Source organism: Necropsobacter rosorum, assembly GCF_964241405.1.
Taxonomy (GTDB): domain Bacteria; phylum Pseudomonadota; class Gammaproteobacteria; order Enterobacterales; family Pasteurellaceae; genus Necropsobacter; species Necropsobacter rosorum.
The window spans coordinates 397,615-413,897 of the sequence record NZ_CAXSXF010000002.1 but is presented as its reverse complement, the minus strand read 5'-3'; the positions used below and the strand labels follow the sequence as shown (position 1 = coordinate 413,897).

At 50.5% G+C, this 16,283-nt stretch carries 15 protein-coding genes and 1 pseudogene; 3 read left to right on the top strand and 13 right to left on the bottom strand.

The annotated features are described in order from the left end of the window. The first annotated feature begins 1 nt into the window (after position 1). A complete protein-coding gene (gene yfbR, locus ACESOH_RS05915; protein WP_373100318.1) occupies positions 2-604 on the top strand; it encodes a 5'-deoxynucleotidase in 603 nt (200 codons plus the stop codon). Between the two features lie 93 nt (positions 605-697). Here yfbR and ACESOH_RS05910 read toward each other — a convergent pair whose 3' ends face one another. The 3 genes from ACESOH_RS05910 to dnaK form a co-directional block, all read right to left on the bottom strand. Beyond that, positions 698-1,330 (bottom strand): DUF1919 domain-containing protein, encoded by a 633-nt coding sequence (locus ACESOH_RS05910; RefSeq protein ID WP_373100316.1) that lies wholly within the window; start codon positions 1,328-1,330, stop codon positions 698-700. Between the two features lie 50 nt (positions 1,331-1,380). Further along, on the bottom strand, positions 1,381-2,505 hold the full coding sequence (gene dnaJ, locus ACESOH_RS05905; RefSeq protein WP_032092917.1) for a molecular chaperone DnaJ: 1,125 nt from the start codon (positions 2,503-2,505) through the stop codon (positions 1,381-1,383). 113 nt (positions 2,506-2,618) lie between these two features. Then, positions 2,619-4,526, bottom strand: a complete 1,908-nt coding sequence (gene dnaK, locus ACESOH_RS05900; protein ID WP_032092916.1) for a molecular chaperone DnaK — start codon at positions 4,524-4,526, stop codon at positions 2,619-2,621. A gap of 261 nt (positions 4,527-4,787) precedes the next feature. On the opposite strand from dnaK, the gene ACESOH_RS05895 reads away from it, so the two are divergent. Continuing rightward, entirely contained in the window at positions 4,788-6,236 is a 1,449-nt protein-coding gene (locus tag ACESOH_RS05895) for a YdgA family protein (RefSeq protein WP_373100313.1), read from the top strand. Between the two features lie 247 nt (positions 6,237-6,483). Next, a pseudogene (msrB, locus tag ACESOH_RS05890) lies at positions 6,484-6,984 on the top strand (peptide-methionine (R)-S-oxide reductase MsrB); the annotation flags it as partial. A gap of 39 nt (positions 6,985-7,023) precedes the next feature. On the opposite strand, the gene ACESOH_RS05885 reads toward msrB, so the two are convergent. The 10 genes from ACESOH_RS05885 to tgt form a co-directional block, all read right to left on the bottom strand. Further along, positions 7,024-7,773 (bottom strand): SDR family oxidoreductase, encoded by a 750-nt coding sequence (locus ACESOH_RS05885; protein ID WP_373100432.1) that lies wholly within the window; start codon positions 7,771-7,773, stop codon positions 7,024-7,026. 8 nt (positions 7,774-7,781) lie between these two features. After that, positions 7,782-8,504: a monofunctional biosynthetic peptidoglycan transglycosylase gene (gene mtgA / locus ACESOH_RS05880; RefSeq protein ID WP_373100312.1), complete on the bottom strand. Its 723-nt coding sequence runs from the start codon at positions 8,502-8,504 to the stop codon at positions 7,782-7,784. Next, on the bottom strand, positions 8,482-8,790 hold the full coding sequence (gene trpR / locus ACESOH_RS05875) for a trp operon repressor (protein WP_032092912.1): 309 nt from the start codon (positions 8,788-8,790) through the stop codon (positions 8,482-8,484). Before trpR ends, mtgA begins: the two co-directional genes overlap by 23 nt. Before the next feature lie 30 nt (positions 8,791-8,820). Next, complete coding sequence (locus ACESOH_RS05870; protein ID WP_373100310.1) at positions 8,821-10,971, bottom strand: transglycosylase SLT domain-containing protein; 2,151 nt, start codon at positions 10,969-10,971, stop codon at positions 8,821-8,823. Positions 10,972-11,067: 96 nt separating this feature from the next. Beyond that, complete coding sequence (gene secF / locus ACESOH_RS05865; protein WP_373100431.1) at positions 11,068-11,961, bottom strand: protein translocase subunit SecF; 894 nt, start codon at positions 11,959-11,961, stop codon at positions 11,068-11,070. Positions 11,962-12,051: 90 nt separating this feature from the next. Then, on the bottom strand, positions 12,052-13,902 hold the full coding sequence (gene secD, locus ACESOH_RS05860) for a protein translocase subunit SecD (protein WP_373100309.1): 1,851 nt from the start codon (positions 13,900-13,902) through the stop codon (positions 12,052-12,054). Between the two features lie 34 nt (positions 13,903-13,936). Next, positions 13,937-14,239: a preprotein translocase subunit YajC gene (yajC, locus tag ACESOH_RS05855; protein WP_032092908.1), complete on the bottom strand. Its 303-nt coding sequence runs from the start codon at positions 14,237-14,239 to the stop codon at positions 13,937-13,939. Positions 14,240-14,360: 121 nt separating this feature from the next. Next, on the bottom strand, positions 14,361-14,582 hold the full coding sequence (locus ACESOH_RS05850; protein ID WP_032092907.1) for a sulfurtransferase TusA family protein: 222 nt from the start codon (positions 14,580-14,582) through the stop codon (positions 14,361-14,363). 14 nt (positions 14,583-14,596) lie between these two features. After that, entirely contained in the window at positions 14,597-15,109 is a 513-nt protein-coding gene (locus tag ACESOH_RS05845; protein ID WP_373100307.1) for a hemerythrin domain-containing protein, read from the bottom strand. A gap of 21 nt (positions 15,110-15,130) precedes the next feature. After that, positions 15,131-16,276, bottom strand: coding sequence for a tRNA guanosine(34) transglycosylase Tgt (gene tgt / locus ACESOH_RS05840; RefSeq protein WP_373100430.1), 1,146 nt, complete (start codon positions 16,274-16,276; stop codon positions 15,131-15,133). Between the last annotated feature and the right edge of the window lie 7 nt (positions 16,277-16,283).

Below are 16,283 nucleotides of genomic sequence, written 5' to 3'. Positions count from 1 at the left end.
TATGTGGCAAAACGAGCTGAAAATCAGTCATTTTTTCGCCTGTCTGGATCGCCTGCGGCTGATTCAGCGCTGGTCGTTAATGCGTAATATCGAAAAAGAGAATCTGGCGGAACACAGTTTACAGGTTGCGTTTGTGGCGCATATGCTGGCGCTGATCAAAAACAAATTTTATGCCGGCAGGCTGAATCCCGATCGGATCGCGGTGCTGGCCATGTATCACGACAGCTCGGAAATTTTCACCGGCGATTTGCCGACGCCGATTAAATATTTCAATCCGGCGATCACCGAAGCCTATAAACAAATCGAAAGTGCCGCCGAACTGCACCTGCTGAGCCTGCTGCCGGCGGAATTGCAGCAGGATTTTGTGCCTTATCTGGACAGCGAGCGGTTTTCCGCGCAGGAAAAACATATCGTTAAACAGGCGGATTTACTGTGCGCCTATATCAAAGTCAAGTTCGAACTGGAAAACGGTAATCAGGAATTCGCGCAGGCAAAAGTGCGGTTGGAAAAACTGATGGATGAATGGCACAGCGACGAAATGGACTATTTTGTGCGGGTTTTCGTGCCGAGTTTCGGGCGCAGTATTGATGAAATCACCTTGTAGGTGAAAAGAAAAAAGTGCGGTGAAAAAACCGCACATTTTTTTACCGCACTTTATCTTAGCCGAGATCTTAACCGAGCCGTCGGGCATAGCCTTTTACGTCCGCCGCAGGTTTTGGTTAAACCACGCCACATAATCGAACTGATCATAATATTTTTTACCGAACAGGCCGGAATAATCGAAGAGATCGCCGACGCATTCCTGCGCTTCGAACCCTTTGATATAAAACGCAGAGTTGATATCCGCATAAGGTTTGCGGGTGAACACCACTTTGTGAGCGAAAGGCAGCTGATCAAACGCCTGCAAATCCTGATAGCGGCAGCCGTCGCGGTCGGTCATCATAATAAACAGATTGTCCGGGTCGATCCGCCGGCTGCGTTCCTGCCATTTCGCCTCCGCTTCCTGAGCGGAATGGTAATGCATAAAATGAATGGTAAGATCATCCAGATACCCGATAGGATAAGGGGTATTTTCCGCCGCAAAGCGCAGCGGATGGTGCTGGTAATACTTCATATGCTGTAGGTAACGGATAAAATCCTGCGGGGTCAGATACAGATTGACGAACGGCGAGTTAAAGCGTTCGCCGAGATCATGCAGAATCAAGGCGCCGTTGCAGTTGCTGGCGAGAAGCGACATATTGTGGTTTTGCAGCTCCTGTCTGTTTTTTTCGTTAATGCCCTGACGAAAAAACAGATTCATCGCTTTTTTGATCAAAGTACACGGAAACATAGCAATACCACCCAAAGAAAAAAGTGCGGTCGATTTTACCGCACTTTTGCTTATTTGCCTAAATTATCGAAGAATTTTTTTACCCCGTCCAGAAAGCTGGAGGATTTCGGACTGTGCTGTTTGCCGTCGAGGCTTTCGCCCAGTTTGCGTAGCAGCTCTTTTTGCTCTTCATTTAATTTGATCGGCGTTTCAACGGTGATTTTGCAAATTAAATCCCCCACATAGCCGCCGCGTGCCGAACTGACGCCTTTGCCGCGCAAGCGCAGCAGTTTGCCGGTTTGGGTTTCCGCCGGAATTTTCACTTTCAGACGACCGTCTAAAGTCGGCACTTCGATTTCGCCGCCTAATGCCGCCATGGTGAAACCGATCGGCACTTCGCAATAAAGGTTGTTGCCGTCACGTTCAAAAATATGATGTTCCTTGACATGGATCACCACATACAAATCACCGGCCGGCGCGCCGTTTTCTCCCGCCGCGCCTTCACCCGACAGACGCAGCTGATTGCCGGTATCCACACCCGGCGGAATGGTGACGGACAGATTTTTGCGTTTATGTACGCGCCCTTCGCCGTGACAGTGGCTACAAGGTTTTTCGATTTTTTTACCGCTGCCGTGGCAGGTCGGGCAGGTTTGCTCGGTCATAAAGAAACCCTGCTGACGACGAATCCGGCCGGAACCGTGACAGGTCGGACAGGTTTCCACTTTAGAACCGGCTTCCGCACCGGAACCGTGGCAATGATCGCACTGCGCAAGGGTATTGATCTGAATATCTTTTTTCGCCCCGCGTACCGCTTCTTCCAGCGTAATTTCTATGTCGTAGCGCAAATCTTCGCCGCGTACCACACGCTGACGCGTGCGTCCGCCGCCAAAAATATCGCCGAACATATCACCGAAAATATCGCCGAAATCGGCACCGCCGAAACCGCCGCCGAATCCGCCCGCACCGCCTTGTTCAAAGGCCTGATGACCGTATTGATCATAAGCGGCGCGCTTTTCTTTATCGGCGAGAATTTCGTAGGCTTCGTTGACTTCTTTGAATTTTTCTTCGCTTGCTTTGTCACCCTTGGTACGGTCGGGATGATATTTCATCGCCAGACGTTTATAGGCTTTTTTTATCGCCTTTTCGTCCGCGTTGCGTTCCACACCAAGGACTTCGTAATAATCTTTTTTCGCCATAATAATGCTTCGAGGTTGAGTGCGGACGCCCGAACGGGTCTCCGCGTTTTAAGCTTGTTTACATGCCAAAAGGGCGTATCGCTACGCCCTTGTGATGAGTGAATGAAAAGCCGTTATTTATTGTCTTTCATTTCTTCGAACTCGGCATCGACTACATCGTCATTGCCTTTTGCGTTCTGGCTCTGTGCCTGCGCATCCGCCTGCGCTTGTTGCTGACCGGCCTGAACCAGTTTTTCCGAAACCTGGATTAAGGCTTGAACTTTGGCATCGATAGCGGCTTTATCTTCGCCTTTCGCTGCGCTTTCAAGGTCATTCACCGCAGATTCAATCGCCGCTCTGTCTTCCGCTGGTAATTTATCACCCGCTTCGCTTAATTGTTTGCGAGTGGAGTGAACTAAATGATCCGCCTGATTACGCGCCTGCACTAATTCTTCAAATTTACGGTCGGCTTCGGCGTTCGCTTCGGCGTCGCGTACCATTTGTTGAATTTCTTCATCGCTTAAACCGGAAGAGGCTTTAATGGTAATCTGCTGTTCTTTACCGGTGCCTTTGTCTTTGGCCGATACATGAATGATACCGTCCGCATCAATATCGAAGGTAACTTCAATCTGCGGCATACCGCGCGGTGCAGGGTTAATTCCTTCCAGATTGAACTGACCCAGCGATTTGTTCGCCGAGGCTTGTTTACGTTCACCTTGCAGCACATGGATTGTTACCGCACTCTGGTTATCTTCCGCGGTGGAGAACACTTGCGATTTCTTAGTCGGAATCGTGGTGTTTTTCTCAATCAGCGTTGTCATCACACCGCCCATGGTTTCGATACCAAGGGATAATGGTGTAACGTCTAACAGCAACACGTCGGTGACATCACCGGCTAATACGCCGCCCTGTACCGCCGCACCGATCGCAACGGCTTCGTCCGGGTTGACGTCTTTACGCGGTTCTTTACCGAAGAATTCGGCAACTTTCTGCTGTACTAACGGCATACGGGTCTGACCGCCCACCAAAATAACGTCGTCAATTTGTGATACGCTCAACCCTGCGTCCGCCAATGCGGTTTTTACCGGTTCCATTGAACGGGTTACCAGATCTTCCACCAACGCTTCCAGTTTCGCGCGGGTCAGTTTGATGTTCAGGTGTTTAGGGCCGGTCGCATCCGCGGTAATGTACGGCAGGTTGACATCGGTCTGCTGTGCGGAGGACAATTCGATTTTGGCTTTCTCGCCCGCTTCTTTCAAACGCTGCATGGCTAACGGATCGTTGCGTAAATCCACGCCTTGTTCTTTTTTGAACTCATCGACCAAATAATTAATGACACGGTTGTCGAAGTCTTCACCGCCTAAATGGGTATCCCCGTTAGTGGATAACACTTCAAAGGTTTTTTCGCCGCCCACTTCGTCAATTTCGATAATGGATAAGTCGAATGTACCGCCGCCCAAGTCATACACCGCGATGGTATGGTTGCCTTTACCTTTATCCAGCCCGTAAGCCAGTGCCGCCGCAGTCGGTTCGTTAATAATACGTTTAACTTCCAAACCGGCGATACGGCCGGCGTCTTTGGTAGCCTGACGCTGAGCGTCGTTAAAGTATGCCGGCACCGTAATTACCGCTTCGGTTACGCTTTCGCCCAGAAAATCTTCTGCGGTTTTCTTCATTTTTTTCAGCACTTCGGCAGAAATCTGCGGCGGCGCCATTTTGTCGCCTTTCACCGACACCCAGGCATCGCCGTTATCCGCTTTGACAATGTCAAACGGCATAATGCTGACGTCACGCTGAACTTCCTGATCTTCAAAACGACGGCCGATTAAGCGTTTGATGGCGAATAATGTGTTTTTCGGATTGGTTACCGCCTGACGTTTTGCCGGTTGACCGACTAAAGTTTCGTTATCATTCGTATATGCAATGATTGACGGGGTGGTACGATCGCCTTCCGCATTTTCAATAACGCGCGGTTTGTCACCGTCCATAACGGCGACACAAGAGTTTGTTGTACCTAAGTCAATACCAATAATTTTTCCCATAATATGTTTTCTCCTGTTAAATTTGCTGCATGTCGCTAAGATTGGGCCGGCTTTTACTATTTCAAGTGAATGTCAGTAAAAAGTTTGCAAAAGTGCGGTGATAAAATACCGAATTTCTGCGGGCCGTCTGCTCTTGCCAGACTAAATGCGAGCGGAAAAGCGGAATTCAAGGGGAAAAGCTAAAAATTTTTTAACTTATGACGTATTTGTGCTAATTTAACCCCGGTAGATAAAATAATATTCAATATAAAGGAACTGATTATGAGAAAATCATCGATAGCCCTCGGGGTTATTGTCGCACTCGGCGCGCTGTGGACGGGCGGGGCGTGGTACACCGGGAAAACGGCGGAAGCGCAGTATCAGTATCAGCTGAATAAAAGCAACGAAAGGCTGGCAACGCTCGGTCTCGGCGGCGAGATGAGCGCGCAGCTTGAAAATGTCAAATTCGAACGCGGTCTGTTTAGCTCGACAGTCAGCTATGATGCGGTGATTCGCTCGACAAAAGAGAATAAAAGCTATGTCATCCCGTTTGCCGGCAAGGTGTATCATGGTCCGCTGACGATCAATGATTTTTCCGTCGCCATGTTTTCGGCGGAAGTGGCGATGGTAAAAAATCAACAGACCGAAAACTGGTTTAAAGACAATCAATCCAACCCGCTGAAAAGCACCTTTATGATGACCTATGATCAGCGGCTGAAAGGAACGGCATATTCCGATGTCTCGGGTGAGTTGAATAACGGCCGGCTGGAATGGTCGCTGTCCGCTGATTTTGATACGGATAAAGACGGATACGGCAAAACCCGGGTGACTATCCCGTCGGCAAAAATTACGCTGGATGCATTGCCGCACGAGACGGCTTCCGAGCGCGACGGGCTGCAAAGCGGTGTGCTGACCGCCGTCAACAGTCATATTGAGCTGGACAGAACGTCGGGCGAAGAATTAAAAGCGTTGTTGCCGGGATCTTATTACCTTAAAAGCGAGGATCTCCGTCTGGACGGTAAAAATCATGCCGGTCAGACAATCAGCACGGCGTTTAAAAATGCCGAACTGGGGCTGGCGATAAAAGCGGAGCAGGGTTTTGCCGATGCGGCGGTGATGTACAAAGCGGAGGATATCGCTCATAACGGCCTGTCTTTCGGCGGTGCCGATATGATTATGCAGTTTAATCATCTGGACGTTCAGGCCTTAAACACGCTCACGGATGAAATGGATAAACAACAGGGGGATAACCTGACGTTGACACCGCTTGCCGACGATGCGCTGAAAGTGATTCTGAACCGTTCGCCGCAGATCAAAATTACTCCGTTCGCTTTTTTCAATCCGAAAGGAAAGTTATCGGCGCAATTTAATCTGGTGTTAACCAAAGATGTCGAGCAGCGGGTGCGGGAACAGAAAACCGTGCTGGGATTATTTAACGAGCTGGGGCTTGATATTGAGCTGGATAAAGCGGCATTGACCGAATATCTGACCCTGATTGAGCAAGCCAATTCGCCGACGCTCGGCCGTGAAGCCGCGGCGGCGCTTGCCGACAGCCGAATGCAGGAATTGCTGCGTCAGGCCAGACAGGCCAATCTGTTCAACGAAACGGACGAACAGTTAAGCCTGCATTTGTTGCTGGACAATCATCAATTGAATTTCAACGGCGCGCCGCTTTCCGATCAGGAAGTGCAGATGGCATTGTTTGCGGCAATGATGATGTTCGGCAGATAATCGCCGGCGGTATTTCTCCTAAATTCTCCTAAAAAAGTGCGGTGGAATTACAGTCAGTTTTCACCGCACTTTAACTAGTTGATTCGAAGACGGTTTATGCCGGATGAGCGCAAAGAGTTATAACGGCACCGTTAATTGACCGATGAGATACATTGCTCGGCAAGCGATAACGCGGTTGTCGCAGTAAGTAAAGCATTAAATACCGCGAGGAGGCGAGGCGATGACTTATCCCGACGATGATTATCCGATGGATTCGGCGCAAGCAAAACGGCCGCATATTAATCCGAGCGCGTATCCGAAACCGAGCCAAGAGGCATTAAAAGTGCGGTTAAATGAGCTGCAATATCGGGTGACGCAGGAAAAAGAGACGGAATATCCGTTTCGGAATGAATACTGGGATCATTTTGAGCCGGGAATTTATGTGGATATTACCACCGGCGAGCCTTTATTCCGTTCTGCGGATAAATTCGATTCTCCCTGCGGCTGGCCGAGTTTTAGCAAGCCGATTGTGCCGGAAGTCGTGAAGTATCAAAAAGATATCGGCTTTACGATGATCAGAACAGAAGTGCTGAGTCGTTCGGGCAATGCGCATTTAGGTCATGTTTTTGATGACGGGCCGGCGACAAGCGGCGGATTGCGTTATTGTATCAATAGCGCGGCAATACGTTTTATTCCGCTGCACAAAATGGAAGAGGAAAATTACGGTTATTTAATTCCATGGCTGGAAGATCACGCACAAAACGGCTAAGGGCGGAAGGCGAGATGCTTCCGCCCGTTTTTTCTTCTTTTACTTACGGCTGACCGCCAGCGGTGAAAAGGTTTGCGCCACCGGCATGATCTCAATCCGATTGATATTGACATGCGGCGGTTGCTGATAGATCCATAAAATCGTGTTGGCGATATCTTCGGGGCGGATATAGTCCACATTCTGATAAAGACCGGCGGCCTTGGCGTCGTCGCCTTTAAAACGCACGTTAGAAAATTCCGTACCGCCGCATAAACCCGGTTCGACATTGGACACGCGGATTGGCGTACCGGCTAAATCGGCGCGTAAATTGAGGCTGAACTGCGCCACGAACGCCTTGGTTGCGCCGTACACATTGCCGCCCGGATAAGGATAAGTGCCGGCAATGGAACCCAGATTAATAATATGTCCCCGATTGCGCTCGACCATTTGCGGTAAAATCTGGCGGGTCAGATAGACCAGCCCCACCACATTGGTGTTGATCATAGTCTGCCAGTCGTTAAAGTCGGCTTGATGCGCCGGTTCCAGACCTAAAGCCAGCCCGGCATTGTTAATCAGCCCATCGAGTTGTTGCAGGCTTTCAGGCAGTTGGCGAAGTGCGGTGTCAATTTGCGCAGGATCGGACACATCCATTTGCAGCGGATAAAACTGATCGCCCAGTTCCTGTTTTAAAGCCTGTAATTTATCCGCACGGCGTGCCGCGCCGATAACCGAATAACCAGCCTTGACAAAGGCGGTACAGATAGCTTTACCAAAACCGGCGGAGGCACCGGTGACGAGAATAGTCATAATGTTACTCCTTACAGTTGTTGCAGATAATTTTTGCCTAATGCGTTCATTTGCCGGATTATCCAGCGTTGTCGCTGCTGAACGTAGGCGGAAGGGCGGTTGACCTTAAATAACCGCGGATTCGGCAGCACGGCGGCCAGCAGAGCCGCTTCCTGCTGGCTCAGATCCCGTGCCGGTTTTTTGAAATAATGCCGACTGGCGGCCTCGACTCCGAAAATACCGTCCCCGAATTCGGCGATATTTAAATAGACTTCCAGGATCCGGCGTTTTGACCATAACAGTTCGAGCATCAACGTCGCCGGCACTTCCAGCCCCTTACGCAGCCAGCTCTGGCCATGCCATAAATACAGGTTTTTCGCCGTTTGCTGCGAAATGGTTGATGCGCCGCGAATCTGTTTCGAATGCCGGTTATGCTTAAATGCGCTTTCAATGGCCTGCCAGTCAAAGCCGTTATGTTCGGGAAAAAACTGATCTTCGGCGGCGATCACCGCCAGCTGCATTTGCCATGAGATCTGTTCGATACTTGTCCAGCGATAATGCAGCGAATAGCTTTCCCATTGCAACATATGGGCGATTTTCTGCTGTGCCATATAGGCGGAAAACGGCACCGGCACGAAACGAAAAAACAAAGTGACGCCGCAGCATACCAATACCAGACGGCATAGCCAGCGCCAGCCGTTTTGTCGCAGCCGGTGAACCGCGTTTTGCAGGCTAATTTTCTTCCGTTTGCCCATCAAGCTGCTCTTTTACCCATTGCATAAAATCGGGCGGCATGGTTTTGATCATATTCGAGCCGCGAGTAATCGTTGCCGCGCTGGTATTCAGATTCTGCTGAATTTCCCGCTGCGGCAGGGCTTTGTCCAGCAACTGTGCGACAATTTGCAACCGTAGTCCCACCGCATCCCGTTCGTCCGCCGTCAGCAGCAGGGTCAACAGCTCCTGTTCTTTGCCCTGCTCGAAGGCATGACGTAATATTGTGATAAAGGCGTGCCATTGTTCCATATTGCGACTTACATACATAAATTCACCTCATAGCGTAGTACTGGTGCACTAGTATAATCGATTATATTCCTCTTGGGTAAATTTTTGTATCGGCAGATTTTGCAAGCGTTGATAATAATAGGCATAGGTCAGCACATTCTGCACATAGCCACGGGTTTCGTAAAAGGGAATTGAGGCGACAAATTCAGCCATGCTCAGCTTGCCGGCAGATCTTTCCAGCCAGCTGTCAACCCGCCGTGCGCCGGCATTATAGGCCGCCGCGATTAAAATACGGTTATTGCCGTAGCGATCATATAATTCCTGCAAATGGGCGGTTCCCAGCATGATATTGGTAAACGGATCGAACAGCCGTTTATCATCGCCATACGGCAGGCTGAATTTCTGCGCCGTCAGTCTGGCGGTGGACGGCAGCAGTTGCATTAATCCTCTGGCATCGGCGGGCGAGGTCGCATTCGGACGCCATGCGCTTTCCTGACGACTGATTGCCATGGCAAAAGTGCGGTCGATTTTTTTATCGTTTAAGAATAAATCAAACCAATCCTGATAAGCGTTTGGCAGGCGTAAACGAATAAAGCGCCAGGCTTTTGCCTGAATGGTGGCTTCGACCTGCAAATCATACCATTGCTGTTGGCCGGCATATTCCGCCAGCTGCAATTTTTGTTGAAATACCGCGGCATCGAGCAATTTGCGCCATTCGCGCCCGGCGTTGGCATTGTCGTTGACATAGCGCAATTCCTGAATCCGCGCCAGCTCACCGGCGTATTTTTGCGCAACATCAAGGTTTTTATCCGCCGTCAGTTCTTTCATTTGCGGTTGGTAGTCAATGCCCAGTTCTTCGGCGGCCAGCATCGGATAAAAACCGGCGCCATCGTTTTGCATCGCCCGCAGGATTGCCTGCGCCTGCGTGTTTTTTCCTTGCTTTTGTAAGGCCTTGGCCGACCAATAGCGCCATTCGTCTTTGGCCGCGGTTTTATCCGACAGCGCCTGTAGCCACGGCGTGATCTCGCTTTGTTGGCGAATAGCAAGGCGAATGCGCCGTTCCAGCAGCGCATCATCTTTTAACGCGATGATTTCTTTATCCCGCCATTGTTGCAGGTTGTCGTTCTCGGTGTCGAAAATCCGACTCAGCAGGCGTTTTTTCCATTGGGCGGTTTGTTGTGCGGTGAGGCCGAAGCGGTTCGCCCAGTCGGCGAATCGGGCAAAGGGCGCATCGGCCGGCAAATCCGTTTCCGCCACAGTGTTAATAAAGGCGGGCATCACCGCCAGCAGCAGGCGTTTATCCTCGGCGTTTTGCGGCGATAATTTTTCGATATAAAAGGTATTGTGGGGATTTTGCAGCGTCTGCGGGCTGTTCAGCAGGCGGTTGAGATCCGTCAGCCAGGTTTTCAGCCCATTGTCTGCGGCCTGTCTTGTCAGATGAGTAATCAGGTTCGTGTTATTTTTCTCAAATGCCAGCAAGGCACGCTGTTTGACCCGTTCGGGCGTAATGCCGCCGTCTTTCGACCATTGATCCAACAACGGATCGCATTGTCTTGGCAGGCTGTCGCCGGTCAGCCAGAGTTGAGTGAACTCCTGTGCGGAAAGTGCGGTCTGTTTTTTGTCAGTTTTAGCCAGTTCCTGTCGGGCCTGCATCAGAATACAACGGGTACGCTGATCCGCCGGTAATGCGTTGGCATTGGTCAGAATGTCCTGCCAACGGGCATTTTTTTGTTGCTGTTGCAGCCAGTCGGTACTGAGATCCGCCGCCGGAAAGTCCGGATTGCGTTTGCGAAAGGCGAGGATTTCGCTCAGGGTGATATTGTCTTTATCGGCTTTCAGTAACTGATATTCGGCATAGGGATACAGCGGGTAATCAGTCAGTTCCGCCAGTAGGTTTTGTGCGATCCGGCGGGTATTTTCGCTGCTCGAGGCGCTTAGTATCTGCGTGAGCGTCTGATAGGTGCGACGCTGTTGGCTAAGGCGGTTTTGGCTTTGCTGGGCATCGTGCAGACGCTGAATTTCCTGTTCCAGCGCGGCGATTTTCTGCGCACTCGGATCAGCCGGATTGGTTGTTCGGTTTGCGCTGTTTTCAGTTGGGGAGGCCGCCGTGTTAGCGGTTTGTTTTTCGCTGGCAACGGCAGGCACGGCGGGATTGGCGGCGAACAGGGCGCAAGCGCTCGATGAAAGCAGAATGCTCAGTAAAAGTCGTTTTGCGTTCATAATTCCTTCCTGTTAATAGCACAAAACCCGAATAAATCGGGTTTGATAAACAATGTTAAATTAGACCGCACTTTGGTTGAAAAGTGCGGTGAAATTTTACGGCATTTCGTCAATGGCGTCTTTATCCACTTTCTGCACCACCATGTGTTCGCGTTTTAAGCCGAGATCAAAGGCAATCGCAATGGCGACGAAGATGGAAGAATAAGTACCGAAACCGATCCCGATCAATAACGCCAGCGAGAAGCTGTGAATGGTCGGCCCGCCGAAGGCAAATAAAGCAATCACCACAAACAGGGTTGTGATCGACGTCATCAGGGTTCTGGACAGAGTTTGCGTCAGGGAAATGTCAATCACGTCCATGGTGCCGATGCGGCGGATTTTACGGAAGTTTTCGCGCACGCGGTCAAACACCACGATACTGTCGTTCAGGGAATAGCCTACCACGGAGAGAATCGCCGCCACGAAGGTCAGATCCATTTCAATCTGCAGATAGGAAAACACGCCCAGTGTGACGATCACATCGTGTGCCAGCGCCAGCACGCCGCCGGTACCCAGACGCCATTCAAAACGCATACCCACATAACCGAGCAACATCAGCAGCGTGGCTAAGGTGGCGTAAATGGCGCCTTGCGTCAGCTCTTCGCCCACATTCGGCCCGACGAATTCCACACTGCGGATTTGAATGGCGCTGTCCAGTTTGCCGAGCATGGTTTGGATTTTATTACCGATTTCCGCATCGCTGGCGGTGGCCGGCAAGCGGATCATCACATCACGCACGCCGCCGGTGGTTTGTACCAGCGCGCTTTCAATACCGTTTTCTTTTAACGTGGCACGCACTTTCTCCAGTTCGGCCGGTTGGGAGAAATGGGTTTCGATCACCGTACCGCCAGTGAAATCCAAGCCCCAGTTAAACCCTTTGGTGAAGATAAAAAAGAAACAAACGGCAATCACAATCACCGAAAACAGGTAGCCCCATTTACGGTATTTCATAAATTCAATCAGTTCGAAAGGTAATTTAACGCCTTGGAACTCGTGAACTTTTTTCTGTTTTGTTAATAAACTCACAATGTTATCCTCACGTTAAATTGACAGTTTTTCCACTTTTTTACCGCCGTATAGCCAGTTGACCAGCATACGGGTACCGGTAATGGCGGTGAACATTGAAATCGCCACCCCCAGCGACAGCGTAATGGCGAAGCCTTTCACCGGCCCGGTGCCGACGGCGTAAAGCACTACGGCGGTCAGAATGGTGGTGAGGTTGGCGTCGAAAATACTGGTAAAGGCGCCGTTATACCCTTCGTTAATGGCTTGCTGAACGGAACGTCCGTTACGCATTTCTTCTTTGATACGCTCGAAGATCAGAACGTTGGCGTCAACGGACATGCCGACGGAAAGGATGATCCCGGCGATCCCCGGCATGGTCAGCGTCGCGCCCGGCAGCAAAGACATTAAGCCCACCAACAGCACCATATTGGCCATTAAGGCAATATTGGCGAACAGGCCGAATAATTTGTAGTACACCAGCATAAACAGGATAACGATAGCCAGCCCCCATACACCGGCTTTCAAGCCTTGTTCGACATTTTGTGCGCCTAAAGACGGGCCGACGGTGCGTTCTTCAACAATTTGAATCGGAGCGGTCAGCGCGCCCGAACGCAGCAGCACGGACAGATTCTGCGCTTCCGCCGGGCTGTCGATTCCGGTAATTTGGAACTGGCTGCCGAAACGTCCCTGAATCGTGGCGACGTTAATGACTTCTTCATGTTTTTCCAGAACGGTTTTGCCGTTTTCGTCTTTTTTACCGCTGTCTTTATATTCCACATATAAGGTTGCCATCGGCTTTTTCAGATTCAGCTTAGTGGTTTGCGACATTATTTCGCCGCCTTCGCTGTCCAGCGTGACGCTGACCTGCGGTGACGCGGTGTTTTGATCCACCCCGGAACTGGCGTTGGTAATATGTTCACCGCCGAGTACCGCACGTTTATACAACACGACCGGATTACCGTGACGATCCAGTTTAACTTCCGAATCGGACGGCACCATGCCGCGTGCCGCCGCATCCGGATTGGCGTTTTGGTTGACCAGACGGAATTCCAGTGTGGCGGTGGCACCTAAAATTTCTTTTGCTCGCGCGGTATCCTGTACCCCCGGCAGTTCCACCACGATGCGCTCAGCACCCTGTCGCTGGATAACCGGCTCGGATACGCCCAGCTCTTCCACACGGCGACGCAAAATACTTAGGTTCTGCTCAATGGCGTGATCGCGCGCTTCATTCAGCGCCGCATCGGACAAGCCCAAAGACAGGGTATTGTTTGATACTTCGTTCACTTCAAGAGTCGGATGCTGTTTACGCAGGAAACGTTGTGCGCCGGATAGCTGCTCGGGTTTAGCCAGGGTGACCAGCGTGGTAAAATTCTCACCGCCGCGGATGGCGCTGTATTGGTATTTTTCTTTACGCAATTCGGTGCGCAAATTGTCCTGTAGCTGTTCCTGACGTTTGCTTAACGCGGTGTTCATGTCCACTTCCATCAGGAAGCGCACCCCGCCGCGTAAATCCAGCCCCCATTTCATCGGGTTGCCGCCGATATCGGTCAGCCATTTCGGGGTCGCCGCGGCAAGGTTGAGGGCGACGGAATAATTATTGCCTAATGTTTCGGTAATTTTGTCCTTCGCCAGCAGCTGATCATCGGTGTTATTAAAACGGGCCAGAATAGAACCGTTTTCCAGCATAATCGATTTAAGCGGCAATTGGTTCTGCGCTAATATATGCTGAACCTCACCGAGCAATGTGCTGTTGGCTTCCTGTCCGCGGGTGCCTGAGATTTGCACGGCGGGATCTTCGCCGTAAAGATTCGGAAGAGAATATAAAAGACCAATGGCGACCACAAGGATCACCATTAGATTCTTCCATAAAGGGTAACGATTTAACATAGATTTCCTGTTCCCTTGCGGAATAGATTAAACATTAAAGATCGCTGATCGGTTGATCTTTCGGTAAGACGGAAACGATAAAGTTGCGTTGAATGCTGACTTCGGTTTTAGAATTTAAGGCGATGACCACATCTTCGCTGTCCGGTGAAATTTTGGTGATTTTTCCCATTAACCCGCCGGAAGTCAGCACTTTGGTTCCTTTCGCCAATTCGGACATTAATTGTTTGTGGGCTTTGTTGCGTTTCGCCTGCGGACGATAAATCATAAAATAGAAAATCAGACCGAAAATCACGAAAATAAACAACATTGACATTGGGCTACCTTGTTGAGCTTCCATTTTGTATCCTTTTTAAAGTTAAATTAATCATAATTCCAGAAAAAACAGGTGGCTAAAATAGCATAAAATGGGTCTAATGTGAAAAACATTTTATGCGGCGGCGGAGAAAACGACGGCGGGATTATTTTCCGATTACCAGTTGTCGATAGGCAGGAAACTGTTCGACGCAAATAAGCCGCCGACCCGTTTGGCGGCACAGCAGTCGAAAATCCTCAATTGCGGCGGATAAATTCAACCGCAGATATAATACGTCCTGCGGTTGTAATTGAGCCAATGCCCGTTTCGTTCTTAATAGCGGAACCGGGCAGCTGAACTCGGTTAAATCCAGTACATATTCGGCCATATTATGCTGTCGCGTTATTTTTTGCGCCGTGCCGCCATGATTTTCCCCATGGCTTGCAGTTCGGCCGCCGATAGCTGTTGTTTGCCGAGTTCAAACAGCGGTTCTTCCCGTGCGATATGGCTGTCATACGCGGCGATAAAGGTATCGATTAACGCCGGATCAACCTGCGCACAATCGTCGTGCAACAGCGCCTCCAGTTGTGCGGACAGGCGCGCCCAGTTTTGGTGCAAATCAAGATGCTGGCGTTCAAGGGCATCAATATCCGGCTGCACATCAGGCCGGTAACTGAGCAGCGCCGGGAAAAAATCCTGTTCTTCATCTTCGTGATGCAGCGGCGCCGAGTGATTGAAATAAGTCAGGATTTGCCGCACATCATTTTTTACCGCCTGATTGATGCCCTTCGTTTGCAAATAACCCGGCAGAATCCGTAACTGGCGGCAAAAACCTTTCACCTTACCGTGGCAGGCGTACAGCATGTCGATGGGATCATCCCAGCCGACGGCCGGGGGCGTGTTGAAATTCAGCATTATCTTACCTTTATCCTTACGTTATGCGCCGGCTAATTGCAGCGGCGGAACGGGTTTTCCCATGCGGGCATAAAAATCCTGCACGAATTGTTCGAAGCGGTCTTCCTCAATAGCCGTGCGGATCTGTTGCATCAGACGCTGATAATAACGCAGATTATGAATCGTATTCAATCTGGCGCCCAGAATTTCCCCGCATTTATCCAAATGATACAGGTAGGATTTGGTGTAATGCTTGCAGGTGTAGCAATCGCATTGCGCATCAAGCGGCGTGGTATCGTCGCGGTATTTGGCGTTGCGGATTTTTACAATCCCGTCGCTGACGAACAAATGCCCGTTGCGCGCGTTGCGGGTCGGCATAACGCAATCGAACATATCAATCCCGCGGCGCACGCCTTCCACCAGATCTTCCGGTTTGCCTACGCCCATCAAATAGCGCGGTTTATCCGTCGGCAGTTGCGGACAGACATATTCCAGAATACGGTGCATATCTTCTTTCGGTTCGCCCACCGCCAAACCGCCTACCGCATAGCCGTCGAAGCCGATATTGACCAAACCTTGCAAAGAAGTTTGCCGCAACTCTTCAAACACACCGCCCTGCACAATGCCGAACAGCGCATTGCGGTTGCCTAATTCGTCGAAACGCTGGCGACTGCGCTGCGCCCAACGCAGCGACATTTCCATGGATTTTTTGGTATAGTCGAAAGTGGACGGATAGGGCGCGCATTCATCGAAAATCATTACAATATCGGAACCGAGATCATATTGAATTTCCATGGATTTTTCCGGTGACAAAAAAATCCGTTCGCCGTTAATCGGATTCTGGAATTTCACCCCTTGCTCGGTGATTTTACGCAGTTTGCCCAGACTGAACACCTGAAAGCCGCCGCTGTCGGTCAGAATCGGCCGCTGCCATTGCATAAAATCGTGTAAATCCCCGTGTTTGCGCATTACTTCCTGCCCCGGACGCAGCCATAAATGAAAAGTATTGCCGAGCAGAATTTCCGCCCCGCTGGCGCGCACTTCTTCCGGCGTCATGCCTTTGACCGTGCCGTAAGTACCCACCGGCATAAAGGCGGGGGTCTGTACTTCAAATTCGCCCTGCGGGCGGTTAAATGTCATGGTACCGCGCCGCGCCGTACCGTTGGTTTTATGCAGTTTGAATTTCATCGTCATG